Origin of the sequence: Luteimonas abyssi, from assembly GCF_001482195.1 — a bacterium.
Taxonomy (GTDB): domain Bacteria; phylum Pseudomonadota; class Gammaproteobacteria; order Xanthomonadales; family Xanthomonadaceae; genus Luteimonas; species Luteimonas abyssi.
This window is the reverse complement of record NZ_KQ759763.1, coordinates 3,028,073-3,053,625: the sequence shown is the minus strand read 5'-3', so window position 1 is coordinate 3,053,625 and position 25,553 is coordinate 3,028,073. Positions and strand designations below refer to the sequence as shown.

The following is a 25,553-nucleotide window of genomic DNA, read 5'->3' as shown; positions in this document are numbered from 1 at the left end:
CACCGGCCGCGGCCCGGAGATCGCACGCGCATGGATACCGCCCCGGCCCTTCCTCTCAACCAGCGCATCCGTGCCGACATCGAGCGGCGCATCCGCAGCGGCGCCTGGCCACCCGGCCATCGGGTCCCGCCCGAGCACGAGCTGATGATCGAGTACGGCTGTTCGCGGATGACCGTCAACCGTGCGCTGACCTCGCTGGCCGAGGCCGGGCTGGTCGTGCGCCGGCGCAAGTCCGGCAGCTTCGTGCGCGCGCCGGATCCGCAGATCGAGTCGGTGGCGCTGCAGATCCCGGACATCCCGCTCGAGGTCGCGCAGCGCGGGCACGCCTACCGGTTCCACCTGCTGTCGCGCCGCCGGCGCGTGGCGCGGCGACGGGTGGTCCACGAGATGGAACTGGCGGATACCGGCGGTCGCGTGCTGGAACTGCGCGGCGTGCACCTGGCCGACGAACGGCCGTTCGCGCTCGAGATCCGTCTGCTGAATCCGGATGTGGTGCCCGACGCAGCCACCATGGACTTCTCGGTCACCGCGCCGGGCAGCTGGCTTCTGCACTCTGTGCCCTGGACGCGCGCGCAGCACCGCATCGGTGCCGTGGTGGCCGACGACGAGCAGGCTGGACACCTGGACGTGGCGCCGGGTGCGGCGTGCCTGACCATCGAGCGGCAGACCTGGCGCGGGAGTGCCTGCATCACCTTCGTACGGCAGTGGTTCCTCGGCGGTCGCTACGAGCTGGTCGCCGGCGCCGGGCCGGGCTGAACGCCCGAGGGGTCCGGCATCGTCCCGGCGCCGATTTGAGGGCCCGATTTTTCATGACGTCGCTCACATTGCGTTGACACCGCCGCCAGTGCGTGTTAACTCTTGTTCACGTTGGTATATACAAAACCACCGGCGCCCTGACGAGACCGATGTCCAAGACGTCCCTCCTGCTGCGGATCCTCCTGAGCATGTTGCTCTGCCTCAACGGCGGCACCGCACTGTGGGCCTCGACGGGGATGGCGCTCGATCCTTCGCACATGAGCGTCGCCGGCGACGAAGCCGCTGTCGACGCGCACGCCGACCACGCGCCTGCCGGTGCCGACGACACCGGCGCCGACCCGCATCGTCATGTCGGCAACGACTGTGATTGCGGCGCCGGCATGATCGCCAGTTGCGCCTGCAGCTGCGCCTATCCCGCGGGATTCGCGGTGATGTCGGTGCCGTTCGCCGCACAGCATGCCCGGCCGGCCGCAACTGCGGCGTACGTCGAGATCCACGCCCCGCTCCGGGGCACCGGCAGCATTTTCCGACCTCCGATCGGCTGATCCGCGTCGCTTCCCGGCCGTCGCCCCTGCGGACCCGTGTCCGTACGCGCCGAGCCGTGCCTCGCCAGATCGATTCCAGCCGACTTTCGGAGAAGTTTCAATGTCCTGCTTCCGCCATCCGCTCGCCGTGGCGGTCAGCGCCCTGCTGGCCGCCGGTTCCGCCGCTGCGCAGTCGCCCGACGCGCCGCCCGCCACCACCCTCGACTCGGTCACTGTCACCGGCTCCCACATCAAGGGCGCGCAACTCAGCGGCGTCGGTCCGGTGACCGTCGTCGACGCCGCCGCCATCGAGCGCTCCGGCGCCACCACCATCGAAACCCTGTTGCAACGCCTGCCGGCGTCGGCGGGTTTCGCCGGCAACCAGACCAACGCCTACTGGACCGGTGGCGGCTACGGCACCACCCAGGTGAATCTGCGCGGCATCGGCGTGAACCGCACCCTGGTGCTGCTCAACGGGCGCCGCATCGTCAACGGCGGGACCGGCGCCAACAGCTCGGTCGATCTGAATGTCGTGCCGGTGGCGATCATCGAGCGCATCGAAGTACTCAAGGACGGTGCGTCCGCGATCTACGGTGCCGACGCGGTCGCGGGCGTGGTCAACATCATCACCAAGCGCGGCATCGACGGTGCCGAGCTCTCGTTGCGGTACGGCGAGACCTTCGAGGGCGACGGCGCGGACCAGTCCGCCAGCCTGGTCTGGGGCACGACCGGCGAGCGCGGCGCGCTGACGGCGTCGATCAGCCATTCCGAGAGCCGGGCGGTGAACATGGCGAGTCGCCAGCCCTGCGGCCTGGGCGAGGTCAACGGCCGGCTCGAATGCGTCGGCAGCTCGGCCACCATCGGCGGCCGCGCGCTGCTGGCCGACGGTCGCATGGTGAACTTCAACCAAGTGCCGGGCGGCGACGGCGACGCCTTCGCGCCGTACACCAGTGCCGACAACTACAACGCCTATCCCACGCTCAATGCGGCCAATCCGATCAAGCGCACCAGTTTCACGGTGTTCGGCGACCTGGAGCTCAACGACCGGGTCGGCCTGTTCGCCGAGCTGATGTTCACCAACCGGCAGTCGAATCAGTTGGCCTCGCCCGGCGCCATCGGCCAGTACCGGCCGGTGCGGCTCGCCGCCGACCACCCGACCAACCCCACCGGCCAGGACCTGACCCTGGTCCGGCGCCGGCTGGAAGAGGCCGGCGCCCGCGAGTTCTATCAGGATGTCGACACCTGGCGCGTGGTCGCCGGCCTCGACGGGCGGCTGGGCGAGCGCTGGAACTGGAGCGCGGCGTTCAACTACGGACGCAACACCGGGGTCGACGGTTCCACCAACGTGGCCAACCTCGACCGTGTCGACCGGACTCTCGACCGGAGCGTGTGCAGCGCCGCCGCCGGCGCGGCGATCCCCTGCGGCGACTATCTCGGCTTCGGCGACCTGACGCCGGAGGTGCTGGACTACATCATGTTCACCACCCGCGACACCGGCGGCAATTCGCAGCGCAGCTTCACCGCCAACATCGACGGCGAACTGTTCGAGGTTCCGGCAGGCTTCGTCGGGTTCGCCGCCGGCGTGGAGGCGCGTACCGACCGCGGCTGGCGCGATCCGGACATCCTGATCCAGCAGGGCATCGCCAACAGCAACGCCGCCCAGCGCATCGACGGCGAGTACGACGTGCGCGAAGTGTTCGCCGAGGTCTCGGTGCCCCTGTTCGAAGGGCGTGCCTGGGCCGACAGCCTCACCTTCAACGGCGCAGTGCGCTATTCCGATTACGATCTGTTCGGCGGCGACACCAACTACAAGCTGGGCCTGGACTGGCAGGCCACACCATCGTTCAAGATGCGCGCCACCTACGCCACCGCGTTCCGCATCCCGAACATCCCGGAACTGTTCGGCGGCGTCAGCGAGGGCAATCTCACCACCACCGATCCCTGCAGCGGCTGGAGCGCGCTCGATCCCTCGTCGAACCTCGCCCGCAACTGCCAGGCCGATGGCGTGCCGGCCGGCTACACCCAGCTCGGCAACAGCGTGCTCACCCGCACCGGCGGCAACATCGAGCTGCAGCCGGAAGACGCGAAGACCTTCACCGTCGGCGCGGTGTGGACTCCGGACTTCGCGCGCGGGCTCACCCTCACCGCCGACTGGTTCGACATCCGCATCGACAACGCGATCCAGAGCGTGGCCGGTTCGACCAAGCTCGCGCTCTGCTACAACAGCGACGGGCTGTCGCATCCGTTCTGCGCCGACAGCCAGTTCACCCGCAACCCGGTGACCGGCGAGATCGACTTCCTGTCGGCGCAACCGGTCAACGCGGCCAGCGAGCGCATCTCCGGTTTCGATCTCGGCCTGCTGTACGAGTTCGGCTTCGCCGGGTTCGACGCCAGTGTCGACCTCGACGTGTCCTGGCTCGACCGCTACGACCTGACCCCGTTCCCGGGCGGCGAGACCATCGAGTACGCCGGGCGGATCACCGGCGGGCGTGGCAGCTACGCGCACTGGCGCGCGTTCGGCAGTTTCCTGCTGGCGCGTGGCGACTGGTCGGGCTCTTGGAGTGCGCAGTACATCGGCGGTGCGGACGACATCAACGCCTCGCCCGGCGATATCGGTGCGCGTGCCGGCAGTCTCACCTACCACCATCTGCAGGCGACGTTCGCCGCGACGCCATCGCTGGATCTGGCGCTGGGCGTGGACAACGTCTTCGACAAGCGGGCGCCGTTCATCCAGAGCTACACCGACGCCAACACCGACACGATGACCTACGACCTGCTCGGCAGGCGCTGGAACGCGCGCCTGACCTACCGCTGGTGACGCACGCGGGAGCCGGCGGGCTGCCGGCTCCCGCGCGAGGGCTGAAGACTTCGTTTCGGGGAATCGCATGAAACCTGCGTTCTGGGCGCGCCGCGCCCACAAGTGGATCGGGCTGGTCGTCGGCGTCCAGGCCCTGCTGTGGACGGTGAGCGGCGTCTACATGACCGTGATCTCGCTCGACATCATCCATGGCGATCATCTCGCCCACGCGCACCGCGAGCCGTTGGCGCGCAGTGCGCCCTACCTGCCCCAGTCCGCGTTGCTGGACCTGTATCCGGACGCGACCGGCGTCGGCCTCAAGCGCCTGCTCGACCGCGACGTGTACGAGGTGCACACCGCCGCCGGGGTGGTGCTGGCCGACGCCCACAGCGGCGAGCGGTTGTCGCCGTTGCCCGAGGCCGACGCGTTGCGCCTGGCGCTGGGGCTGTATCAGGGCGAGGCGGCGGTGGACCGCGTCGAGTGGGTCACGGTCGCGCCGCAGGAGGCGCGGCGACCGGTGCCGATGTGGGCGGTGCATTTCGCCGACCGTGGCGCGACCACGCTGTACCTGTCGCCCGACACCGGCGAGCTGCTGGCACGCCGGCACAGTCTGTGGCGCTGGTTCGACTTCCTGTGGATGTTCCACATCATGGATTACGACACCCGCACCGACGTCAACAACACGCTGCTGCGCGTGGCGTCGGCGCTCGGTCTGCTGTTCGCACTCAGCGGCGTGTGGCTGCTGTTCTACAGCTTCCGCCGGAGGCAGCCGACATGACGCCCTGGCTGCGGAGACTGCACAAGTGGGTGGGGCTGCTGATCGCGATCCAGTTCGTGCTGTGGATGGCCAGCGGCCTGATGATGAGCGTGCTCGATCACGACCGGGTGCAGGGGCACACGTGGCGTGCGCACGCGGAGCCGCCGCCACCGTGGCCGGACGACGTGCTGACCGCCGAGGCGGTGGTCGATGCCGCGTCGGCGCCGGTGCAGGGCATCGTGTCGGGATGGCTGGCCGGGATGCCCGTGTACCGGATCACCGACCACGACGGCACGCGGCTGGCCGACGCCCGCTCGGGCGAGACGGTCGAGCTCGATCCGGGCTGGGCGCTGCGGCTTGCGCAGGCGTCGTACACCGGCCCGGGCGAAGCGGGCACGCCGCAGCGCATGGGCCCCTCGCTGGAGACGCGGATGCACGGCGGCGACGTCTGGCGCGTGGACTTCGACGATGCCGAGGCCACCACGGTCTATCTCGCCGCCGACACCGGCGATGTCGTGGTGCATCGCAATCGCACCTGGCGGCTGTTCGACATCTTCTGGATGTTGCACATCATGGATTACACCGGCCGGGCGGACTTCAACAATCCGCTGGTGGTGATGGCGGGCATCGGCGGCCTGTGGATGGCGCTGACCGGCGTGTGGCTGTTGTTCGCGAGCTTCCGCCCGAGCGATTTCGTGCCGCGGCGTTGGCGCTCCAAGGGCGCGTTGGCGGTCTTCGCGCCCGATGGCGAACGCCTGCGCAGCGTACCGGCCGTGGCCGGCGACACCGCCTACGTCACCCTGGCCCGGCACGGGCTGCAACTGCCGTCCAACTGCGGTGGCGGGCAGAGCTGCGGCCTGTGCGAAGTGCGGGTGCGCGGCAAGGCGCCGCCGCCGGGGCCGGCCGATCGCGCGCATCTCTCCGAAAGTCGATTGCGGATGGGTTATCGCCTGGCTTGCGGACTGGCGCTGCACGGTGATGCCGCCGTCGAGGTGACCGGCGGTGCCAGCCTGTGGACGGTCTCCCATGCGACGGTGGAGGAGGCGATCGCGGTCACGCCGTTCCTGCGCGAGATCGTGCTCAGGCCCGATGTCCCACCGGGTCCGGATTATCAGCCCGGCGCCTACGTGCAGCTGCACGTACCGGTGTACGGCGTCCCCCGCGACGCCATCGTGCGGCCCGACGCCCACGCAGGCGATTGGCAGGCGCTGGCGCTGCCGGCGCGCCTGAGTTGCCGCGAGCCGGTACGGCGGGCGTATTCGCTGGCGCTCGCGCCGGAGGCATCCGATGGCCGGCTGCGGTTGTTGGTGCGGTTCAATCCCGGCGGCGGCAAGCGGCATCCGCCCGGGCGGGGGTCGAGCTGGCTGTACACCTTGCGCTCCGGTGACCGCGTCGCCTACAGCGGGCCGTTCGGCGACTTCGCACTGGGCTCGCCCACGCGCGAGAAGGTGTTCATCGGCGGGGGCGCGGGGATGGCGCCGCTGCGGGCCATGGTGCGTGCGCGCCTGGCCGCCGGCGACGGCGAGCGGCTGCATTTCTGGTACGGCGCGCGCACCCTGCGCGAGACGCCCTATGCCGATGAGATGGCCGCCCTGGCGACGGCGCATCCGGGTTTCAGCTGGCATCTGATACTGTCCGAACCCACGCCGGACGAGGCGGGGGTGTGGCCGACCGGCTTCGTTCACGACGCGGTGCGGGCGGGGTTGCTGGACACCCATCCGACGCTGGCCGAGTGCGAGTTCTACGTGTGCGGGCCGCCGGCGATGCTCGCGGCCACGCGACAGATGCTGGCGCGCCTGGGCGTGCCGGAGGCGCGCGTCGCGTTCGACGACTTCAAGATATGACCGCGGTCCCGCCGCGCAGGAGGTTCCACATGCACCGTTCCGCCTCGTCGCTGCTGCTCGCCGGCCTGATGCCGCTGGCCTTTGCCGCCTGCGCTGCCGAGCAGGCGCCTGCCGCGTCGTCCGGCGCCGATGCGCCGGTTGCTTCGGAGGCGATCGCATCCGGCCGTCCGGCGCCGCAGGCTTCGCCGGTTCCGCAGGCCGAGGGCGCCTGGCCGCGCATGACCGTGCACAAGACGCCGACCTGCGGGTGCTGCACGGTCTGGGTCGAGCACGTGCGCGAAGCCGGGTTCGAGGTGGACGTGGTCGATGTCGACGACCTCGGCCCGGTGAAGCAGCGCCTGGGCGTCCCGTACGCCAAGGGCTCGTGCCATACGGCCGAGGTCGGCGGCTATCTGGTGGAGGGGCACGTGCCCGCCTCCGACATCGCCCGCCTGCTGGCGGAGGCACCGGCGGCGCGTGGGCTGGTGCTGCCGGGCATGCCGTTGGGCTCGCCGGGCATGGAGATGCCCGACGGTCGCCGCGATGCCTTCACCGTCGAGCTGGTCGATGCCGACGGGAGCGCGCAACCGTTCCAGCACCACCCGGGCAATCGCTGATCCGTTCGGGCCGGAAACGAAAAACCCCCGCTGCGGCGGGGGTTTTCGCGGGTGTCGCATGGTGGCTATGGGTGGACTCGAACCACCGACCCCAGCATTATGAGTGCTGTGCTCTAACCGGCTGAGCTACATAGCCATGCGGTTCCTCGCGGCCGAGGCGGCGCGGGGAACGGACAATTGTCCATGTCGCCGGGGGCAACGTCAATCGCCAGGTGCCGTGCTTGTCGACCCGCGCAGGGCGTGGCAGAGTCGATGACAGTGAACTTTCGGAGTCCGCATCGTGATCGATCCGGACGGTTATCGACCGAACGTCGGCATCGTGCTGATGCATCCCGACGGCCGGGTCTTCTGGGCCCGGCGCGTACGCCGTGACGGGTGGCAATTTCCGCAGGGCGGGATGAACACCGACGAGACGCCGCTCGAGGCCATGTACCGCGAGCTGCACGAGGAAACCGGCCTGCGGCCGGAGCATGTGGCCGTGCTGGGTGCCACGCCGGGCTGGCTGCGCTATCGATTGCCGCATCGTGCCGTCCGCCGCAACGACAAGCTCGTGTGCATCGGCCAGAAGCAGGTGTGGTTCCTGCTGCAGTTCACCGGCTGCGACAACGATCTCTGTCTGGACGCCAGCGACAAGCCCGAGTTCGATCACTGGCGCTGGGTGGATTTCTGGTACCCGCTCGAACACGTGGTGGTGTTCAAGCGCGGGGTCTACGACAGTGCGCTGCGGCACCTCGCGCCATTCGCGCGCCAGGTCGCCGGGGCGAACGCGATTCCCCAAATGCAGGCGATGCGATTCCCGCAGCGGCGCAATGGCCACCGGCCGCGCAACCGCTCGGGGTCCGCGGTGCCCGGCCAGCGCGGCGGGCGGGGCAACGACGGCCCGCGCAGCTGAAGCGAGTCAAGTGTGAATGCGGGTCGTTCTCGCTGAACAATTGACAATCATTCTCGTTCATGGCGGAATGGCGCCTCGCACCCTGCCGAGCGCCAACGCCCGTGTACGTCTGCATCTGCAACGGAGTCACCGACCGCGATATCGCGGCTGCCGCCGCGTCCGGCTGCACCAGCGTTCACGAGCTCACCATGCGGACCGGTTGCGGCGCGACGTGTGGCAGCTGCATGGACATGGCCGGCGATCTGCTCGCCGAGGCCCGCCGCGGCGTGTCCGACATCATTCCCCTCGACGCCATCGCCCGCGCGGCCTGAGCGCGCCCGCACGGCGCGCGTTCCCTCGGTTCCCGCACGCCGTCGACCACTGCTGCGATCCGTCCGCCGCCTCGTCCGCGGCGCGCTGGAATGCGCACGATTCGCGTTCCGTCAGTCGCCGGTTCGCGCCGCTAGAGTAGGCGTACCCCTGCATTTCCGGAGCCGGTCGTGAAAGGCGATCCCAAGGTCATCCAGTTCCTCAACAAGGCGCTCTACAACGAGCTGACCGCGATCAACCAGTACTTCCTGCACGCCAAGATGCTTCGGCACTGGGGGCTGCACGGGCTGTCCAAGCACGAGTACAAGGAATCGATCGAGGAGATGAAGCACGCGGACAAGCTGTCCGAGCGCATCCTGTTCCTCGAGGGCCTGCCGAACTTCCAGCACCTGGGCAAGCTGCGCGTGGGCGAGAACGTGCAGGAAATGCTGGAGTGCGACCTCGCGCTGGAAATGGAGGGCATCCCGCTGCTGCGCGAGGCGATCGAGCACTGCGAGCAGGTGCAGGATTACGTCAGCCGCGAACTGCTGGTCTCGATCCTCGAAAACGAGGAAGAGCACGTCGATTGGCTGGAGACCCAGCTCGACCTGATCGGGCGTGTCGGCCTGCCGAACTATCTGCAGGAGCAGATGGACGCGGATTGAGTCCGCGTCCGCGCGCTTTTCCGCGCAGACCGTCTCCGCGCAGCCCGATCGACGCGAGCCCCGTCAGGGCGAAGCCGCTCAGGCGGGCGTGACCCGCCCCGAGGTCAGCCGCGCGCGTGCGCGCGCGAATTCGTTGGCGACCATCGCCACCGCCACCGCGGGGCGTTCCAGTTGCTCCTGCCGTGCGGCCGCTTCGATGCGCCGGGCCACTTCCGACAGCCGCATCGCCCCCAGGTTGGCGCTGGACGACTTGAGCGAATGCGCCGTGTCGCGCAAGGCGTCGTAGTCCGGCCCCTGCGCCGCGGCCTCCAGCCGGGCGATCAGGCGCGGTGTGTCTTCGAGGAAGACATCGACCAGATGCTCGACTTCGTCGCCCAGCATCGCCCGCAGTTCGTCCAGCACCTCCGCGTCGATGATCGGAGGCGGCGATACGGCGGGTGCGGACATGGCGGGCGCTCGTGAAGTGGCGATGGGCGGTGGGGGCTGTTCCGCATCCGGGGCGGGTGAGGGTGCCTCTTCCGCCGAGACATCAGTGCCGTGCGATGGCGCCGGCGGGCTGTCCTCCGCGCCGCGCGGGATCGATGTCGGCGCCGCGGGAACGCCCCCTCCGGTGGCCGAGCGCTCCTCGGGCGCATCGGCGACCTCCGGGACGGACGACGCGCCTGTCTCTGCGTCGCCCGCGTCTTCGGTCGTCGCCGTCGACATCGCCGTCGGAGCCGGCGTTTCGAACGCGTCGGGGTGCACGGCCGGCTCCGCGTCGCCGGCCTGCGCCGCGCGCTTGTCGTCCGCTGCGTCCAGCCCATCGGCGGTCGCCCCGGCGTGCTCCGTGGCCGACGCCCCGGACGACGTGGCGGGGTCGGCATGATCCGGCGCGGCGGCAGGCGGCACATCGGTGATCTCGGCGTCCTCCGATGCCGGGATGGCGGCCTCCGTCGGCGGATTCGTGGCGAGCTCCGCGCCTGGGCCCGCAGTGTCGATGCCGGTCGTGGCCGGTTCGTCGTGCTCGGTCGGGGTGCCTGTGCCGGCCGGCCCGGTCTCCGGCGCGACGAAGAATTCGCCCAGGCCCGCTGCCGGATCGATCTCCGTGTCCTCCTGCTCCGGGCACCACCACTGGTACAGGCAGCGCTCCAGTTCGCTGCGGGTGACCGGCTTGGGCAGATAGTCGTCCATGCCGGCGTCGAGACAGCGCTGGCGGTCTCCGGCCATCGCGTTGGCCGTCATCGCGATGATCGGCAGATGGCTGCCGTCGCCGGCCTCGGCCTCGCGCTCGCGCCAGCGACGGGTCGCGCTGTAGCCGTCGAGCACCGGCATCTGGCAGTCCATCAGCACCACGTCGTAACGCGATTCGGTCATGCGCTGCAGGGCGGCTTCGCCATTGCCTGCGGTGTCGCAGACGATGCCGAGCATGCCGAGCAGGCGTTGGCCCACCATCAGGTTGACCGGGTTGTCCTCCACCAGCAGCACGCGCGGCAGGCGCGGGGCTTCGATGGTGGGTGTCCGTGCAGGTCTCGTCGCCGGCTCCGTCGCAGCGCTGGCCGTTGCCGTTGCCGCTGCCGCGGCAGGTGGCGGGCTGGTCGTGTCCTCGGGCGATCCGGCATCGACGGGGGCCGCGGCCGCCGTCGTGGTGGTCTCCGCGACGGCGGTGTCGAAGGTCAGTGCTTCGTGCAGTGGCGGCGCGCCCTGGCCGACCAGCGCGGCGCGGAGATCGGCATCGGGCGCCTGGCGACTGAGCAGGGTGGCGCGCGCCTGCATCTCACCCGGGACCGGGTCGTCGCCGTGCAGGCAGACGAGCTGGAGATCGCCGTAGATCGCCTGGCGGTTGACGTTGCGCACCAGCGCCAGCGCGGTGTGGCGCATGCCCGCGAGGTCGGCCAGGACCACCGAATAGGCCCACGGGCCGCCCTGCGAGGCGCCGGCGCGCAGGCGGTTGAGCGCTTCCTGGGTGGTTTCGACCGAAGTCACCCGCAGGCCCCAGTTGGGCAGCAACATCGACAGGCGCAGGCGCAGCCGGGGATCGGCGCTGAGCAGCAGCAGGCGCTTGCCGTCGGCGATGCGCTCCTGCGCCGGCAAGTCGCCGGGCACCTTCAGCAGCGGCAGCTCGAACCAGAACGTCGCGCCCTGGCCCGGCGTGCTGTTGACCCCGATCTGGCCCTCCATCAGTTCGACGATGCGCTTGGAAATGGCCAGTCCCAGGCCGGTGCCGCCATACAAGCGGGTGGTGGAGGCGTCGGCCTGGCTGAAGGCCTGGAACAGTCGCGCCTGCGCGGTCTGCGAGATGCCGATGCCGGTATCGCGGACCTCGAAGCGCAACTGGTGCTGGGCGCTGGTCTCGCCGGTCCTGCGCAGGCTCACCGTCACCATGCCGCGTTCGGTGAACTTCACCGCATTGCTGACCAGGTTGCCCAGCACCTGGCGCAGGCGCACCGGGTCGCCGCGCACCGGCAGGCGCACGCCCGGCTCGATCTGCAGGTGCAGGCGCAGGCCCTTGCCCTGCGCCGGACGCTCCAGCGTGTGGATCACGCTTTCGAGCAGTTCGCGCAGGTTGAAGCTGGTGATTTCGAGTTCGAGCTTGGCGGCCTCGAGCTTGGAATAGTCGAGGATGTCGTCGACGATGCGCAGCATCTGCTGCGACGACGTGTACGCGGTGCGGACCAGGTCGGCATGTTCGGGCGCGAGGTCGGCATGCATCAGCAGGTCGAGCATCGGCACGATGCCGTTGAGCGGCGTGCGGATCTCGTGGCTCATGGTGGCCAGGAACTCGCCCTTGGCCATGACCGCCGAGTCCGCCGCCTGCTTGGCCTGACGCAGCTCGCTCTCGAGCTGGGTGTGGCGGTCGAGCTGGGCCTGCAATTCAGCCCGTTCGGCGGCATGGCGCGCGGCGAGCGTCTCGGCTTCGTCGAGTTCGCGTTCGCGCTGGCGCATCGAATAGATCACCGCAGCGGTGGCGAACGCGCACAGCAGCGCCAGCACCAGGGCGATACCCTGCCAGGGGCCGGCGAGCCCGGCCACGTCCAGCAACAGCATCGCCACCGCGCCGCAGGCGGCGCCCAGGGCCAGCCAGCGCAACATCAGCAGCGAGGGGCGCGCGCGGCTGACCATGCTCACAGCACCGCGTGCTGGAAGTCGAAGTCGACGTCGCGGTCGGCTTCGTGGACCAGGTTGCCCTGGATGAAGTCGATCCCGCTCATCCACAGGGTCGCGGCGACCTGCGGATTCTCCACCTGCTGCCCGATCACCAGCAGGCCGCGACGATGGGCACGATCGATGGCCGTACGCATGTCGTCGCGCACGTCCTGTTCGCCGAGGCGGGCGGAGTAGTGCGAGGACAGCCGCACGTGGCTGAGCGGCAACTGTGCGAGCAGCGCATCGGCTTCGGCGTCGCTGCGATAGCCCGACAGGCACATCTGCACGCCCACGGTCTGTGCCGCGCTGGCGAAAGTCTGCAGCGACAGGGCATGCACCAGGGCGTCGTCCACGCGGACATCGACGACCAGTTGGCTGCCGTCGAGTTCGCGTGCACCGAGCTCCATCAGCAACCAGGCGGCGTAGCCGTCGTGTCCCAGGCTGCGAGGGGACTGCGACACGAACAGGCGCAGGCGACGGCCCTGCTCGCGCTGGCGCTGCAGGGTGTCCAGGGCCAGGTCCAGCACGTGGCGGTCGATGGCCTCCAGGCAGCCGTCCGCCTCGGCTGCCGGCAGGAACTCGGCTGCAGTGTGCAGTCGGCCGTCGGGCGCGCGCAGGCGGACCAGGCTCTGGAACTGGGGTTCGTCGCCGCCGGCCACCGCGACGATGGGCTGGAACGCCAGCTCCAGCAGCCGGTCGTCGACGGCACGTCGCGCCAGCGCGCGCATACCGTCGTCCGCCGTCGGGACGGGGGGCGCCTCGACGTGGACCGAGACCCCGTCGGCATCCTGTCTGGCCTGCCGCAGCGCCTGCTCGGCGGCGGTCAGCGCGCCACCGGCGTCCTGGTGCGCCGGCGTCAACACCAGCGCGCCGATGCGGGCACGCAGCCGCACGATGTCGTCGCCGCTGCGGAACCCGTGGCGCGCCAGGCTTTCGCGCAGGTCCCGCGCATGCGCGGCCACGTCGGCCGGTGCCGCATCCATGTGGATCAGAAACATGTTGTCGCTGAGGCGCGCGCTGGCCTGCCCTTGCGCCCGCGCGGCGATTTCACGTGCGGCATCGACCAGGACGGCTTCCTGCGCGGCGTATCCGATGCGGTCGCGCAAGGCGCTGGTGCCTTCGAGCTCCAGCAGGAAGAGCGCGCCGGTGCCGGGTATCGCGGTGGCCAGGTGCTGCAGCATGCGCGAGCGCGTGAGCAGGCCGGTGACCGGGTGGCGTTCGTCCGGACGCGCCGCATGGGCCTGGCGGGTGCGACGGATGCGGTTCTGCACCGCTGCGATCAGATGGCGCGGCCGGACCGGTTTGACGAGGAAATCGTCGGCACCGAGCTCCAGCGCCTCGACCTGGCGCTCCGGATCGGCATCGCCGGTGAGGAACACGATCGGGGTCTGCGCGAACGCGCCATGGCCGCGGATCATGTGGGTGAGTTCGGTGCCGTCGAGCGCCGGCATGTGCAGGTCCATCAGCACCAGGTCGGGCCGGAAAACCTCGAGCGTGGCGATCGCCAGATCCGGATCGGGCACCACCTGCGCCTGCATGCCTGCGCCGTTGAGGATGCTTTCCGCGAACAGGGCCTGACTCGGATCGTCCTCGACGATCATCACCCGGTAGGGCGCCTCGGTGGCTGCCGGGGCGCCGGGCCGTGAGGACGCGGCGGCGATCTCGGCCTGCGTCCGCGCGGCTTCGCTGTCGTCGTCGGTCGGCCACTGCGGCGGCGGCGCGTCCGTGGTCCAGCGGCGCCAAAAATGCGCCGGTGGACATTCGGCGCGTCGAGTGTGGTCTGCGTTCCCCATCCTGCGTTCCTGCAGCGATCGATCCCCGAGTCCGGCAACCGCGGCCAGGGCCGGCGGTCCGGACGCTGGATTATGCCCTGATCCCCATCCGGCGAACGTGCGCGACCGCCCACTCGCGCACCCGGGCACGGTTCACGCCGCGCCGCGTCGTCGTCCGAACAGCCTGCGCCACAGCCACCACACCACGGCCGCGGCCAGCACCGTCAGCGCGATCACCACCGCCAGCGCGAGCCAGGGATGCGCGAAGGCGAGCGCAAGCGCGCCGATCACGACGGCATCCTCGCCGGCCGAGGCGGTCCAGTTGCTGACCGGCTCCGGCGAGGTGTTGAGCAGGGCGCGGGTGCCGCTCTTGAGGACGTGGCTGGTCAACGCGACCCCCGCACCGGTGGCGAGCATGCCGGCGCCGAGGTCGCCGTCGGGCGACAGCGCCGCCGCGGCGAGGAAGGCGCCGGCGGGCACCCGGGCCAGGGTCTGCAGCAGGTCCCAGAGCGAATCGACGCCGGGGATCTTGTCGGTCAGGAACTCGACCACCGCCAGGCCGCCCGCGGCACCGAGCACCCACGGCGATTCCGTGACCTGCAGGGCCGGCGGCAGGTCGAGCCAGCCCAGCGCGCCCGCGAGCCCGACGCCGAACACGGTGAGATAGACCCGGATGCCGGCCAGCCAGGCGAGCAGCAGGCCGGTCGCGAACAGATGGGCTTCCGACATTCGGGGGCACTCCATGTGGCCGGGCGGCGGCCGGACGGCGCGTCGCGCGAGTGTAGGCGCTGCGGACGGCGGCGCGGCGATCCGGTCCGGGCGGGGTTCAGCGGCTTGAACACGGCCTCACCCGGTCGCCGGCGGTTTCTTGACCCTGGCACGGGAGCTCGTTATATCCAGTGCGATGAACGAGCCGCCACCCGTTCCACCGCAGAACCTCATCCCGTCTGCGCCGGCCACGCCGAGCGAATCCGAACCCCAATCCGCCCCCGCGCCCGCCCCCGCGCCGTCCACGCCGTCTCCTGCGGGGCCGGGCCCCGAGCCGACCCCTTGGTCGCTGGTGTTGATCGCGGTACTGGCGCTGTGCCTGCTGTTCGGTCTCTGGGGGCTCTGGACGGTGATCCGTGCCGCGTCCGCCGCATCGGACGATCCCGGCCTGCGCATCGTCCAGCTCCAACAGGAAGTGACGACGCTGACGCGTTCGGACCAGATCAGTCGCGAGGCCAACCTGAAGCTGCAGAGCTCGCTGGCCGAACGCGACGAGGAGATCGCCGCGTTGCGCGCCGATCTGGCGTTCTACGAGCGGTTCGTCGGTTCGACCGCACAGCGGCGCGGACTCAGCGTCCACGAACTGCGGTTGACCCCGGCCGGGGAGGGCGTGTGGCATTACGCCGCCACCCTGACCCAGAACCTGAACCGGGACGCGGCGAGCGAGGGCGAACTGCGCCTGGTGATCGAGGGCAGCCGCGACGGTCGCCTGCAGACGCTGGACTGGGCCGCGCTGCGGCAACAGGACGAGGCGCCGGCGCTGGCGTACTCGTTCAAGTACTTCCAGCAGGTCGAGGGCGACATCGTGCTGCCCGAGGGCTTCGCGCCGACGCGGGTGACCGTGCGGTTGGCACCGAAGGGCGGCGCCGCGGTCGAGCAGTCGTTCAGCTGGGCGGACGCGGTCGCCCAGCCGCGATCTTCGACGGATGTCGCGCCGGATGCTTGAACGCGCCGAGCACGACCCCCATCCTGTCGCCATGCAACCGATGCCGCTCCCGCAAGCCCCCGGCTACCAGTCCCTGTCGCGCCCGCTCGATTTCACGTCCTCAGCGGCGGGCAAGGTGCGCGAGTTGATCGCCGGCGAGGGGAATCCCGGACTGAAACTGCGCGTCTACATCCAAGGTGGCGGCTGCTCCGGGTTCCAGTACGGATTCGAATTCGACGAGGCCCAGGCCGAGGACGATCTGGCGATCGACACCGACGGCGTGGTGCTGCTGGTCGATCCGTTGAGCCTGCAGTACCTGATGGGCGCCACGGTCGACTACGTCGAGAGCCTGCACGGTTCGCAGTTCACCATCCGCAATCCCAACGCCAAGAGCACCTGCGGCTGCGGCAGCAGCTTCACCGTCTGACCCGTTCGGCACCGGTGCGGCGCTCGCGGCAGCGGCCCCGGCGCGTTCGCGTTCATGTATCCGGGACCCGCGCCGGTTCGATTGCGATGACCTCAGTGGCCGTGCGCCGCCGGTGTGGGCATCGCCCTGTCCGCGTCACGTGCGATGTCCGGCACCGGGCCTACACTCGCAGGCCCGCGTATCCGCATGACCCTGTCCGGACCCGATGACCGCCGAACCGCTCGCCGCCATGCCCTACGCCTTCGTGACCGGCCCACTGGACCGGGCCGAATACGCGCGTCTGCAGCCGGAGACGCTGACGCGGTTGTGGCGCGACGCGGCGCTGGTCGCCGTGGATGCCGATGGGCGCGCGCCTGCGACCGCCGAGGGCGGCCTGTGGTTGCCGCCGACGGACGCATCGGCGACTCGCGAGGGCTGGCGCGACGCGATCTTTCTCGGCATCGCCGCGGACGGGCGCGGCTGGTTCGCGCGCGACGCGGACGCGGTGCCGGGTGCGACCGCGCGATCCGGCGTGGACCTGCGCACCGCCGCCGCCGAGTGGCCGGCCGCGGAGGCGACCGCGTTCGCGCAGGCGCGTGCGGTGCTGCACTGGCGTCGCCGCCATCGCTACTGCGGTGCGTGTGGCCATGCCCTCGAGTACCGCCGCGCGGGCTGGCTGGGCCTGTGCCCGGGCTGCGGCCTGGAGCACTACCCGCGGACCGATCCCGCGGTGATCGTGGCCGTGTCGGATGGCGAGCGCCTGCTGCTCGGCCGGCAGGCGAGCTGGGCGCCGCGGCGGTGGTCGGTGCTGGCGGGCTTCGTCGAGCCGGGCGAGACCCTGGAGCAGACCATCGCGCGGGAGGTCTGGGAGGAATCCGGCGTGCGCGTGCGGCGCGCGCGCTATCTCGGCTCGCAGCCCTGGCCGTTTCCGTCGTCGCTGATGCTGGGGTTCGAAGCGCTGGCCGAACCCGATACGCCGCAGGCCAACGACGACGAACTGGAGGACGCGCGCTGGTTCGGTCGCGACGAGATCGGGGCGGCGCTCGACGGCAGCGGCGGCGAGGCCGGCATCCAGCTGTCGCCGCGGCTGTCGATCTCGCGCTGGCTGATCGCGCACTGGCACCGCCACGGCGCCCTGCACGACTGACGACGCGCGGATGCCGACGGGATCCGCGGCGGTCGCCGTCGCGGTCCGCCGGACGGCGGGGCATCGTGAAGCGCACCGTAGCGCCCGGGGCGGTGTCCGGCGTCCGCGTGCAGTCTCCGATCGCCTGCGGCGGATGCGTCAGGCGGCATCGCCCCGCAATGCGCGTACCTGCGCTTCCAGCGTGGCCGCGGTGGCTGTCGTGCCGTCGAGCGGCGGTCCGGCCATCACGTCGATCGGGGCGCGTACGCGCCGCGGCAGGCGCATGCGTCGCAGCCGCGAGTCGTGCCGGCTCCACATGCTGCTCCACATGTTGCGCAGGGCCATCGGCACCACCGGCACCGGGCGCCGCGCGAGGATGCGCTCGACACCACCGCGGAACGGCGCGATGCCGCCGTCGGCGGTCAGCCGGCCCTCGGGGAACACCAGCACCAGCTCGCCCTCGGCCAGGGCGGCGTCGATGGCATCGAACGCGCGCTGCATGAGTTCGGGATCCTCCTTCTCCGGCGCGATCGGGATCGCCTTGGCGGTGCGGAAGATCCAGCTCAGCAGCGGAATCCGGAAGATGCGGTGGTACATCACGAAGCGGATCGGCCGCGGCACCGACGCCGACAGGATCAGTGCGTCCATGTAGCTGACGTGGTTGCACACCAGCAGCGCCGGACCTTCTTCGGGCACATGCGCCTCCACACCGTGCAGGCGCAGACGGTACAGCACGCGCACCATCAGCCAGCTGAGAAAGCGCATCAGGAACTCGGGCACGATGCTGAAGATCCAGATCGCCACCAGCGCGTTGGCGATCGCCAGCGCCAGGAAGAGCTCGGGCACGTTCCAGCCGAGAAGGCGCTGGGTGGCGATGCCCACCATCGCCGCGGTGACGATGAAGACCGAGTTCTGGATGTTCAGGCCCGCGATCACCCGGGCCAGTTCGTACTTCGGCGTGCGGCTCTGGATCAGCGCGAACAGCGGCACCACGAAGAAGCCGGCGAACAGGCCGATGCCGGTCAGGTCGATCATGATCCGCAGGCTGCCGGGCTGGCGCACGAAGTCCCACACGCCCAGGCCCGTCACCATCGCGTCGCCGGGACGGGCGAAATACAGATCGAGCAGGAACGCGCTGATGCCGAACGCGCCGAACGGCACCAGGCCGATCTCCACCGTGCGCCCGGACAGCTTTTCGCACAGCAGCGAGCCCACGCCCACGCCGACGGAGAACAGCGCGAGCGCGAAGATGTACAGCGGCTGCGATCCGCCCAGCTGGAGCTCGGCGTAGGTCGGCAGCTGCGCGGTGAGGATGGTGCCGACGAACCAGAACCACGACACGCCGAGGATCGCGTTGCGCACCGCCACCTGCTTGCGCGCCAGCCGCAGCACGGCGACCGACTCGGGCACCGGGTTCCAGTTGATCTTCAGGTCCGGCGCGCCGGCGTCCACCTTGGGGATCAGCCGCGCGACCACGTTGCCGGCCACCGCCAGCGTCACCACCGACAGCGCCGCGGCTTCCGCGCCCCAGGCGCCGGCGATCTGGAAGATCAGGCCGCCGTAGATCATGCCGACCAGGATCGAGATCGATGTGCCCATCTCGACCAGGCCGTTGCCGCCGGTGAGCTCTTCGGGCTTGAGCACCGAGGGCAGGATCGAGTACTTCACCGGCCCGAACAGCGTCGCCTGCACGCCCATCGCGAACAGCGCCACCAGCAACACCGGCAGGTGGCCCATCAGGAAACCGACCGCGGCGATCAGCATGATGCCGATCTCCATCGCCGTGGTGACCACGATCAACCGCTGCTTCTCGATCTTCTCGGCGATCTGTCCGGCCAGGCCGGAGAACAGGAAGTACGGCAGGATGAACAGCGCCGGCGCGAGGTTGGTGTAGAGCGTGCGCTGGTCGCTGTCGATGCCGAGGAAGAACAGCAGGCCGATGATCGCCTGCCGGTACACGTTGTCGTTGAACGCCCCCAGCGCCTGCACGGTGAAGTAGGGCAGGAAGCGGCGCTGGCGCAGCAGGTCGAACTGGGAGTGGGCCATTCGGAGTCCTTCGCGGATGCGCGGAGCCTAGCAGGGCCGTCCCGGACCCACTACCTGACATGGCGGCGCCGAGACTGTCATGGTGTCGCCTTCGACGCCGGCGACACTGGGCGACCCACCATGCCGGTTCCGCCAGCGTCCGACCCCGGCATCGGCGATAGGAGAGCGATGCGATGCGTCCAGGATCGGGACATCAAGCCGGAGGTGCCTTCGCGTGCCGTGCCTTCGCCGTGACCGTGGGTGCCGGCATCCTGTCCGCCCTGGCGTGGCCGGTGTCGGCGCGTGATCTGGCGCCCGACGTGCATGCCGCGATCCGCGCCACCGACGGCCGACCCGCGGTGATCGCCCATCGCGGCGCCAGCGCCCTGCGCCCGGAGCACACGCTGGCCGCCTACGCGAAGGCCATCGAGGACGGTGCGGACTTCATCGAGCCGGACCTGGTGATGACCCGGGACGGCGTGCTGGTGGCGCGCCACGAGAACGAGATCGGCGAGACCACCGATGTGGCCGGACACCCGGCGTTCGCCGGGCGCCGCACGGTGCGCGAGGTCGACGGCCAGTCGGTGGATGGATGGTTCGTCGAGGATTTCACCCTCGCAGAGCTGCGCACCCTGCGCGCGCGCGAACGCCTGCCGGCATTGCGCGGCACCGCCCACGACGGACGCGAGGGTGTGCCCACGTTCGCCGAGATCGTCGATGCGGTGGCGCAGGCCTCGGCTGCGGCCGGGCGCACGATCGGCATCGTCCCGGAACTCAAGCACTCGACCCACTTCCACGGTCGCGGCCTGGATCCGGAAGCCGCGTTGATGGCCGCGCTGCAGGCGCACGACTACACCCGCACCGCGCCGGTGGGCGTGCAGTCGTTCGAGGTCGGCAACCTGCGCCGGCTGCGGACGCTGCTCGATGCCGCCGGCCTGCGCAACGTGTTTCTGGTGCAGCTGGTCGGCGCGCCGGAGGCGTCGCCGTTCGATCTCGAACAGGCAGGCGCGCCGGTGTCGTACCTGCGCATGGTGAGCACGGCCGAAGGGCTGGCCGACATCGCCGCCTACGCCGATGTGCTGGCACCGCATCTGCGCGCCGTGCTGCCGCTCGACGAGGACGGCGCGTTGGGCGCGCCCACGCCGCTGGTGCCGGCCGCGCATGCCGCCGGCCTGGCGGTGCATGTGTGGACGCTGCGGCCGGAGAATCCGTTCCTGCCGCCGGCGCTGCGGTGCGGTGCGCAGGACGCGCGCTGCGATGAAGGCGCCGGGACCGAGGCGCGCGCCTTCGCCGAGGCCGGTGTGGATGCGTTGTTCGGCGACGACCCGGGTCAGCTGCGCCGGGCGCTCGACGCGCGCTGAGCGGACGCGTGGCCGGTCGCGATACCGCGCGCTACGGCACGTCTTCGGTCGCGAACACGAGATGATCGTCGAGCTCCGGCCCGCCGCCGCGGTCGCCACTGCCGGCGGCAATGTGCAGGGCGTCCGCGTGCAGCGTGGCCTGGGTGCCGTGACGCCCGGTGGGCAAGGACGGCAGATGCTCCCAGCGCGCCAGGGCCGGGTTCCAGGCCTCGACTTCGTCGTGCGCGGGGGTCTGTGCCTCGCTTTCGCCGCCGAGCACGAAAATTCTGCCGTCGTAGGCGACCGTGGCATTGCCCGAGCGTGCGGTGGGCAGCGGATCGTCGAGCGTCGACCACGTGCCCGCGGCGATGTCGTAGACGTCGACCGCGGTCACCGTCAGGCTCATGCCTTCGCCGGTGGCGTGCGAGCTGGTGCGCCCGCCGGCGGCGTAGAGCCGGCCGTCCAGCACGGCGGCGTGGAAATGGTCGCGCGGGCGCGGGGCATCGGCGAGTTCGCGCCATTGGCCGCTGGCGGGATCGAACGCATCCAGCCAGGCCACGTAGCCGCCGTTGTGGCCACCGGTCAGGCCACCGACCAGGTAGAACACCCCATCGTGCACGGCGACGCCGCTGGCGCCACGACGACGGTGTTCCGGAATCGATGCACCTTCGGCCCAGGCGTCGGCGGCGGGGTCGTAGGTCCACACGGCGGGCACGGGCGGTTCGGCCGGGAATGCGCCGGTCAGGGCGCCCAGCAGCCACAACCGCCCATCGTGGGCGATCGCCTGGACATGGTGGAGTTCCAGCGGCGGCGTCGCGCCACGCGTCCAGGTTCCGGTCGCGGGATCGAAGATCTCCAACGGCCGGTCGCCGCGTCCGCCGAGCAGGTACAGGCGGCCGTCGAGCGCGACGAAGGCGTTTTCGTGGCGGGCGGTCGGCGTCGTCGCCGCCCCGTCGCGGCCGGCACGCTCGGTCGTCGCGTCGTTCGAACCGGGAGATGACGGCAGGACGCGCCAGGTGCCGTGTATCCCGGCATCCGTGGGGGCATTCGGCATCGCCGCTTCCGCCGGCGCGTCGTCGGGCGGAGGCGTGTCCGCCGCGGCAGGTGTCGTATCGCCGCAGGCCGTCAGGGCGAGCGCGAGGAGCGCGGCGGCCGTGGCGATACCGCGCGGGCTAACGCGCCGGGGGGCGGCAGTGCGGGGTCTCAAGAGCCTGTCGTGCATGTCGGGATTCCCGGTGGGGGAGGCCGGCGCGACGCGCGTGTCCGAGCTCCAGGTGTGCGATATGCGGTCGGTCACGGCAGGATGCCGGATCGCCCGTGGCGGCATGCGAACGGCGCAGGCCGCCTCAGGATTCGGCGTCGGGCATGTCGCGCATCGCCTGGTAACGGTGCTCCAGCTCCTGGCGGATCTCGCGGCGCTGGCGACCCTGCCGGAAACGCCGGCAGTCCTCTCCGGTCACGGGTTCGCGCGGCGGCACCGGCACCGGGGTGCCGTCGTCGTCGAGCGCGACCATGGTGAAGAAACAGCTGTTGGTGTGGCGCACCGAGCGTTCGCGGATGTTCTCGGTGATCACCTTGATGCCGACTTCCATCGACGTGCGCCCGGTGTAGTTCACCGCGGCGAGGAAGGTGACCAGCTCGCCGACGTGGATCGGCTCGCGGAACGTCACCTGGTCCACCGACAGCGTCACCACGTAGCGCCCGGCGTAGCGGCTGGCACAGGCGTAGGCGACCTCGTCGAGCAGCTTGAGCAACGCGCCGCCGTGTACATTGCCGGAGAAGTTGGCCAGGTCCGGCGTCATCAGCACGGACATGCTCAGGTGGGCGTTGCCAGGCGTCATCGGAAAACCTCGACGGGACCGCGCCCGATGTTACCCCTGTGCGGATGCCCGCTCGCGCTCGATCGCGCGCCAGCCGATGTCGTGGCGATGGAACTCGCCATGCCAGGAAATGCCGCTGACGCCGGCATAGGCGCGTTGCTGGGCGTCGGCGACGGTGTCGCCCAGCGCACACACGCACAGCACGCGGCCGCCCGAGGTCACGACGTGGCCGTCCTCGAGCGCGGTGCCGGCATGGAACACCTTCGTGTGCTCGGGCTCGGGCACGTCCCAGGTGTTGATGACGTCCCCCAGGCGCGGCTTGGCGGGATAGTGCTCGGCCGCCATCACCACGCCCAGCGAGGGGCGCGGATCCCACTGCGCTTCGACGCCGTCCAGCGCACCGTCGATGGCCGCCTCGATCAGGTCGGCGAAGTCAGACTGCAGGCGCAGCATCACCGGCTGGGTCTCGGGGTCGCCGAAGCGCACGTTGAATTCGATCACCTTCGGTGCGCCGTCGCCGTCGATCATCAGGCCGGCGTAGAGGAAGCCGGTGAACGGCACGTTGTCGGCGGCCATGCCGGCGACCGTCGGCTCGACGACCTCGCGCATGATCCGCGCATGCACTTCGGGCGTGACCACGGGCGCGGGCGAGTAGGCACCCATGCCGCCGGTGTTCGGGCCGGTGTCGCCGTCGCCCACGCGCTTGTGGTCCTGGCTCGTGGCCATCGGCAGCGCGGTGCGGCCGTCGACCATGGAGATGAAGCTGGCCTCCTCGCCGTCCAGGAATTCCTCGATCACCACGCGTGCGCCGGCCGCGCCGAACGCGTAACCGCCGAGCATGTCGGTCAGCGCGGCCTCGGCCTCGGCCAGCGACATCGCCACGATCACGCCCTTGCCCGCCGCCAGGCCGTCGGCCTTGATCACGATCGGTGCGCCGTGTTCGCGCACGTACTCGAGCGCATTCTCGAGCTGGGTGTGGACCGCGTAGTGCGCGGTGGGGATGCCGTGGCGCTGCAGGAAGTCCTTGGCGTAGGCCTTGCTGCCCTCCAGTTGGGCAGCGGCGGCCGAAGGACCGAACACACGCAGTCCGGCGGCACGGAACCGGTCGACCACGCCGGCGACCAGGGGCGCCTCGGGGCCGACCACGGTGAAGGCCACCGCTTCGTCGCGCGCCAGCGCCAGCAGGGCGTCGAGGTCGGTGGCCGCGACATCGACGTTGCGGCACTTGTCCTCGCCGGCGGTGCCGGCATTGCCCGGTGCGACCAGCACTTCGTCCACACGGGCGGACTGCGCGAGCTTCCACGCCAGCGCGTGTTCGCGCCCGCCCGAACCGATGACCAGGACCTTCGCCATTGCTTGCATCCGAACACGGGGAATGGCCGACCATTCTAGCGCGCGACCGCCGCACGACCGGCGCGTGCCGCGGGGGTACGGGGCGCGATCGGGTGTGCCCGCGCGACGCCAGCGGCGGGCAGGCGCCTGCCCGCGATCTCCGGCAGTCGCGGGCGTGCCGTCGGTGGCGCCTGCGATGCCGCCGTGAGCGGCGGCGTCCGGGGGCGGTGCTACCCTCGCGGCTTTCCAGGATCGCGGAGAACGCCTGCCGATGGATGTGGTGCAGTGGACCGAAACCCTCCTGTCGCCCATCGTCGATGCGATCAACGGCGTGCTCTGGAACTACGTGCTGGTCGCGGTGCTGCCGCTGGTGGGCGTGTGGTTCAGCCTGCGCCTGGGCTTCATCCAGGTGCGTCGTTTCCCGAACATGATCCGCGGTCTGGTGCGCGGCACCGGCGGCGACAACGCCGGGATCTCGCCGCTGCAGTCGCTGGCCACCAGCCTGGCCTCGCGCGTGGGCACCGGCAATCTGGTCGGCGTGGCGCTGGCGCTGGGCGTCGGCGGACCGGGCGCGATCTTCTGGATGTGGGTGGCGGCGTTCTTCGGCATGTCCACGGCGTACGTGGAATCCACGCTGGCGCAGCTGTACAAGCGCCGTGACGTCCATGGTCACTATCGGGGCGGTCCGGCGCTCTACATGGCGCATGGCCTGGGGCGGCGATGGCTCGCCGCGGCGTTCTCGATCTGCCTGATCCTGGCGTTCGGCTTCGTGTTCAGCGCCGTGCAGGCCAATTCGCTGACCGAGGCGGTGACGGTGGCGTGGGGGGTGCCGCCAGGCTGGACGGCCATCGCGCTCGTGGCGTTTGCGGCCCCCGTTATTTTTGGTGGCCTGCGCCGGGTGGCGCGCGCTGCGGAGCTGATCATTCCCGCCATGGCGCTGGTCTATCTGGCCCTCGCGCTGTGGGTCGTGGTGAGCCATATCACGGAGGTGCCGGCAGCGATCGGTCTGATCCTGCGCAGCGCGTTCGGTCTGGAACAGGCGGCCGGCGGCATGCTCGGTGGCCTCGCGGTGGCGCTGCTCAACGGCGTCAAGCGCGGCCTGTTTTCCAACGAGGCCGGAATGGGCTCGGCGCCGAACATCGCCGCCTCGGCCACGCCGAGTCCCCACCATCCCGCCAGCCAGGGGCTGGTACAGGCCTTCGGCGTGTTCGTCGATACGTTGCTGATCTGCACCGCGACCGCGTTGATGATCCTGTTCTCCGGCGTGCTCGGGACCGAGGCCGGCGACGGCGCCGCGCTGACCCAGCAGGCGATGGCGATCCATTTCGGTGACTGGGGCCCGACGTTCATCGCGGTGGCGCTGTTCTTTTTCGCCGGCACCTCCATCCTCGGCAACTACGCGTATGCCGAAAGTGCGATGGTCTACCTCGGCGGACGCACGCGCGCGATCCTGCTGCTGCGCATCGGCAGCCTGGCGATGGTGGCCTGGGGCGCGTTCGCGCAACTCGACATCGTCTGGAACACGGCCGACGCGGCGATGGGGTTGATGGCGATGTTCAACCTGTTCGCGGTGCTGATGCTGTCCGGCGTGGCGATCCGCCTGACCCGCGACTACGACGCGCAACTGCGCGCGGGGAATGCCTCGCCGCGCTTCGATGCCGCGGCGTTCCCGGAGCTGGGCGAGGGTATCGACCGGTCGATCTGGACCGCGGCCCCCGGCGAGGCGACCGGCCGCGAGGGTGACGGCGTGGCCGCGGACGCACTTCGTCGCTAGCCCCGGCGCGCGCCGCTCGCAGG

21 protein-coding genes and 1 tRNA gene are annotated in these 25,553 nt (G+C 70.6%); 14 read left to right on the top strand and 8 right to left on the bottom strand.

Annotated elements, in window-relative coordinates; genetic code table 11:
- Nucleotides 1–30: 30 nt before the first annotated feature.
- From hutC to RG19_RS13195, 6 genes are all read left to right on the top strand, one after another.
- Entirely contained in the window at nucleotides 31–756 is a 726-nt protein-coding gene (hutC, locus tag RG19_RS13220) for a histidine utilization transcriptional repressor HutC (RefSeq protein ID WP_058835669.1), read from the top strand.
- A 149-nt stretch (nucleotides 757–905) separates the two neighbouring features.
- Nucleotides 906–1,301: a CopL family metal-binding regulatory protein gene (locus RG19_RS13215; RefSeq protein WP_058835668.1), complete on the top strand. Its 396-nt coding sequence runs from the start codon at nucleotides 906–908 to the stop codon at nucleotides 1,299–1,301.
- Nucleotides 1,302–1,401: 100 nt separating this feature from the next.
- Nucleotides 1,402–4,098, top strand: a complete 2,697-nt coding sequence (locus RG19_RS13210; protein WP_058835667.1) for a TonB-dependent receptor — start codon at nucleotides 1,402–1,404, stop codon at nucleotides 4,096–4,098.
- A 67-nt stretch (nucleotides 4,099–4,165) separates the two neighbouring features.
- Nucleotides 4,166–4,855 carry a PepSY domain-containing protein gene (locus RG19_RS13205; protein ID WP_058835666.1) on the top strand — a complete coding sequence of 230 codons (690 nt, stop codon included), beginning with the start codon at nucleotides 4,166–4,168 and terminating at the stop codon, nucleotides 4,853–4,855.
- Nucleotides 4,852–6,678 carry a 2Fe-2S iron-sulfur cluster-binding protein gene (locus RG19_RS13200; RefSeq protein ID WP_058835665.1) on the top strand — a complete coding sequence of 609 codons (1,827 nt, stop codon included), beginning with the start codon at nucleotides 4,852–4,854 and terminating at the stop codon, nucleotides 6,676–6,678. Before RG19_RS13205 ends, RG19_RS13200 begins: the two co-directional genes overlap by 4 nt.
- 29 nt (nucleotides 6,679–6,707) lie before the next feature.
- On the top strand, nucleotides 6,708–7,274 hold the full coding sequence (locus tag RG19_RS13195) for a DUF411 domain-containing protein (RefSeq protein WP_202905339.1): 567 nt from the start codon (nucleotides 6,708–6,710) through the stop codon (nucleotides 7,272–7,274).
- Between the two features lie 59 nt (nucleotides 7,275–7,333).
- Here RG19_RS13195 and RG19_RS13190 read toward each other — a convergent pair.
- Nucleotides 7,334–7,410 (bottom strand) — tRNA-Met (locus tag RG19_RS13190).
- Between the two features lie 144 nt (nucleotides 7,411–7,554).
- Between RG19_RS13190 and RG19_RS13185 the strand changes: the two genes are divergently transcribed.
- The 3 genes from RG19_RS13185 to bfr all read left to right on the top strand — a co-directional run bounded on the left by RG19_RS13185 (nucleotide 7,555) and on the right by bfr (nucleotide 9,119).
- Entirely contained in the window at nucleotides 7,555–8,166 is a 612-nt protein-coding gene (locus RG19_RS13185) for an RNA pyrophosphohydrolase (RefSeq protein WP_058835664.1), read from the top strand.
- 101 nt (nucleotides 8,167–8,267) lie between these two features.
- Entirely contained in the window at nucleotides 8,268–8,477 is a 210-nt protein-coding gene (locus RG19_RS13180; protein ID WP_058835663.1) for a (2Fe-2S)-binding protein, read from the top strand.
- Nucleotides 8,478–8,645: 168 nt separating this feature from the next.
- Entirely contained in the window at nucleotides 8,646–9,119 is a 474-nt protein-coding gene (gene bfr, locus RG19_RS13175; protein ID WP_058835662.1) for a bacterioferritin, read from the top strand.
- A 78-nt stretch (nucleotides 9,120–9,197) separates the two neighbouring features.
- Here the strand turns inward: bfr and RG19_RS18290 are convergent, their stop codons facing one another.
- The 3 genes from RG19_RS18290 to RG19_RS13160 form a co-directional block, all read right to left on the bottom strand.
- Nucleotides 9,198–12,218 (bottom strand): ATP-binding protein, encoded by a 3,021-nt coding sequence (locus RG19_RS18290; protein ID WP_058835661.1) that lies wholly within the window; start codon nucleotides 12,216–12,218, stop codon nucleotides 9,198–9,200.
- A 2-nt stretch (nucleotides 12,219–12,220) separates the two neighbouring features.
- Nucleotides 12,221–14,035, bottom strand: a complete 1,815-nt coding sequence (locus tag RG19_RS13165) for an EAL domain-containing protein (RefSeq protein WP_058835660.1) — start codon at nucleotides 14,033–14,035, stop codon at nucleotides 12,221–12,223.
- A gap of 132 nt (nucleotides 14,036–14,167) precedes the next feature.
- Nucleotides 14,168–14,743 (bottom strand): DUF4126 domain-containing protein, encoded by a 576-nt coding sequence (locus RG19_RS13160; RefSeq protein WP_058835659.1) that lies wholly within the window; start codon nucleotides 14,741–14,743, stop codon nucleotides 14,168–14,170.
- 175 nt (nucleotides 14,744–14,918) lie between these two features.
- On the opposite strand from RG19_RS13160, the gene RG19_RS13155 reads away from it, so the two are divergent.
- From RG19_RS13155 to nudC, 3 genes are all read left to right on the top strand, one after another.
- Nucleotides 14,919–15,728 (top strand): DUF6776 family protein, encoded by an 810-nt coding sequence (locus RG19_RS13155; RefSeq protein ID WP_238376643.1) that lies wholly within the window; start codon nucleotides 14,919–14,921, stop codon nucleotides 15,726–15,728.
- 31 nt (nucleotides 15,729–15,759) lie between these two features.
- A complete protein-coding gene (gene erpA / locus RG19_RS13150) occupies nucleotides 15,760–16,134 on the top strand; it encodes an iron-sulfur cluster insertion protein ErpA (protein ID WP_058835657.1) in 375 nt (124 codons plus the stop codon).
- A gap of 205 nt (nucleotides 16,135–16,339) precedes the next feature.
- A complete protein-coding gene (nudC, locus tag RG19_RS13145; protein ID WP_058835656.1) occupies nucleotides 16,340–17,260 on the top strand; it encodes an NAD(+) diphosphatase in 921 nt (306 codons plus the stop codon).
- Nucleotides 17,261–17,398: 138 nt separating this feature from the next.
- On the opposite strand, the gene RG19_RS13140 is transcribed toward nudC, so the two are convergent.
- Nucleotides 17,399–19,285 (bottom strand): MFS transporter, encoded by a 1,887-nt coding sequence (locus RG19_RS13140; RefSeq protein WP_058835655.1) that lies wholly within the window; start codon nucleotides 19,283–19,285, stop codon nucleotides 17,399–17,401.
- A 173-nt stretch (nucleotides 19,286–19,458) separates the two neighbouring features.
- On the opposite strand from RG19_RS13140, the gene RG19_RS13135 reads away from it, so the two are divergent.
- Nucleotides 19,459–20,625, top strand: a complete 1,167-nt coding sequence (locus tag RG19_RS13135; protein ID WP_082672670.1) for a glycerophosphodiester phosphodiesterase family protein — start codon at nucleotides 19,459–19,461, stop codon at nucleotides 20,623–20,625.
- Between the two features lie 31 nt (nucleotides 20,626–20,656).
- Here the strand turns inward: RG19_RS13135 and RG19_RS13130 are convergent, their stop codons facing one another.
- The 3 genes from RG19_RS13130 to purD all read right to left on the bottom strand — a co-directional run bounded on the left by RG19_RS13130 (nucleotide 20,657) and on the right by purD (nucleotide 23,777).
- A complete protein-coding gene (locus RG19_RS13130) occupies nucleotides 20,657–21,658 on the bottom strand; it encodes a Kelch repeat-containing protein (RefSeq protein ID WP_082672833.1) in 1,002 nt (333 codons plus the stop codon).
- 292 nt (nucleotides 21,659–21,950) lie between these two features.
- Nucleotides 21,951–22,445 (bottom strand): acyl-CoA thioesterase, encoded by a 495-nt coding sequence (locus RG19_RS13125; protein ID WP_058835654.1) that lies wholly within the window; start codon nucleotides 22,443–22,445, stop codon nucleotides 21,951–21,953.
- 30 nt (nucleotides 22,446–22,475) lie between these two features.
- Nucleotides 22,476–23,777, bottom strand: a complete 1,302-nt coding sequence (gene purD / locus RG19_RS13120; RefSeq protein WP_058835653.1) for a phosphoribosylamine--glycine ligase — start codon at nucleotides 23,775–23,777, stop codon at nucleotides 22,476–22,478.
- Between the two features lie 250 nt (nucleotides 23,778–24,027).
- On the opposite strand from purD, the gene RG19_RS13115 reads away from it, so the two are divergent.
- Entirely contained in the window at nucleotides 24,028–25,530 is a 1,503-nt protein-coding gene (locus RG19_RS13115; RefSeq protein ID WP_058835652.1) for an alanine/glycine:cation symporter family protein, read from the top strand.
- The last annotated feature ends 23 nt before the right edge of the window (nucleotides 25,531–25,553 follow it).

Bases quoted from the DNA above. Each gene is read 5' to 3' on its own strand.
- hutC (WP_058835669.1), top strand. From the start codon at position 31: ATGGATACCGCCCCGGCCCTTCCTCTCAACCAGCGCATCCGTGCCGAC.
- RG19_RS13215 (WP_058835668.1), top strand. From the start codon at position 906: ATGTCCAAGACGTCCCTCCTGCTGCGGATCCTCCTGAGCATGTTGCTC.
- RG19_RS13210 (WP_058835667.1), top strand. From the start codon at position 1,402: ATGTCCTGCTTCCGCCATCCGCTCGCCGTGGCGGTCAGCGCCCTGCTG.
- RG19_RS13205 (WP_058835666.1), top strand. From the start codon at position 4,166: ATGAAACCTGCGTTCTGGGCGCGCCGCGCCCACAAGTGGATCGGGCTG.
- RG19_RS13200 (WP_058835665.1), top strand. From the start codon at position 4,852: ATGACGCCCTGGCTGCGGAGACTGCACAAGTGGGTGGGGCTGCTGATC.
- RG19_RS13195 (WP_202905339.1), top strand. From the start codon at position 6,708: ATGCACCGTTCCGCCTCGTCGCTGCTGCTCGCCGGCCTGATGCCGCTG.
- RG19_RS18290 (WP_058835661.1), bottom strand. From the start codon at position 12,218: ATGGTCAGCCGCGCGCGCCCCTCGCTGCTGATGTTGCGCTGGCTGGCC.
- RG19_RS13165 (WP_058835660.1), bottom strand. From the start codon at position 14,035: ATGGGGAACGCAGACCACACTCGACGCGCCGAATGTCCACCGGCGCAT.
- RG19_RS13160 (WP_058835659.1), bottom strand. From the start codon at position 14,743: ATGTCGGAAGCCCATCTGTTCGCGACCGGCCTGCTGCTCGCCTGGCTG.
- RG19_RS13155 (WP_238376643.1), top strand. From the start codon at position 14,919: ATGAACGAGCCGCCACCCGTTCCACCGCAGAACCTCATCCCGTCTGCG.
- erpA (WP_058835657.1), top strand. From the start codon at position 15,760: ATGCAACCGATGCCGCTCCCGCAAGCCCCCGGCTACCAGTCCCTGTCG.
- nudC (WP_058835656.1), top strand. From the start codon at position 16,340: ATGACCGCCGAACCGCTCGCCGCCATGCCCTACGCCTTCGTGACCGGC.
- RG19_RS13140 (WP_058835655.1), bottom strand. From the start codon at position 19,285: ATGGCCCACTCCCAGTTCGACCTGCTGCGCCAGCGCCGCTTCCTGCCC.
- RG19_RS13135 (WP_082672670.1), top strand. From the start codon at position 19,459: ATGCGTCCAGGATCGGGACATCAAGCCGGAGGTGCCTTCGCGTGCCGT.
- RG19_RS13130 (WP_082672833.1), bottom strand. From the start codon at position 21,658: ATGCCGAATGCCCCCACGGATGCCGGGATACACGGCACCTGGCGCGTC.
- RG19_RS13125 (WP_058835654.1), bottom strand. From the start codon at position 22,445: ATGACGCCTGGCAACGCCCACCTGAGCATGTCCGTGCTGATGACGCCG.
- purD (WP_058835653.1), bottom strand. From the start codon at position 23,777: ATGGCGAAGGTCCTGGTCATCGGTTCGGGCGGGCGCGAACACGCGCTG.
- RG19_RS13115 (WP_058835652.1), top strand. From the start codon at position 24,028: ATGGATGTGGTGCAGTGGACCGAAACCCTCCTGTCGCCCATCGTCGAT.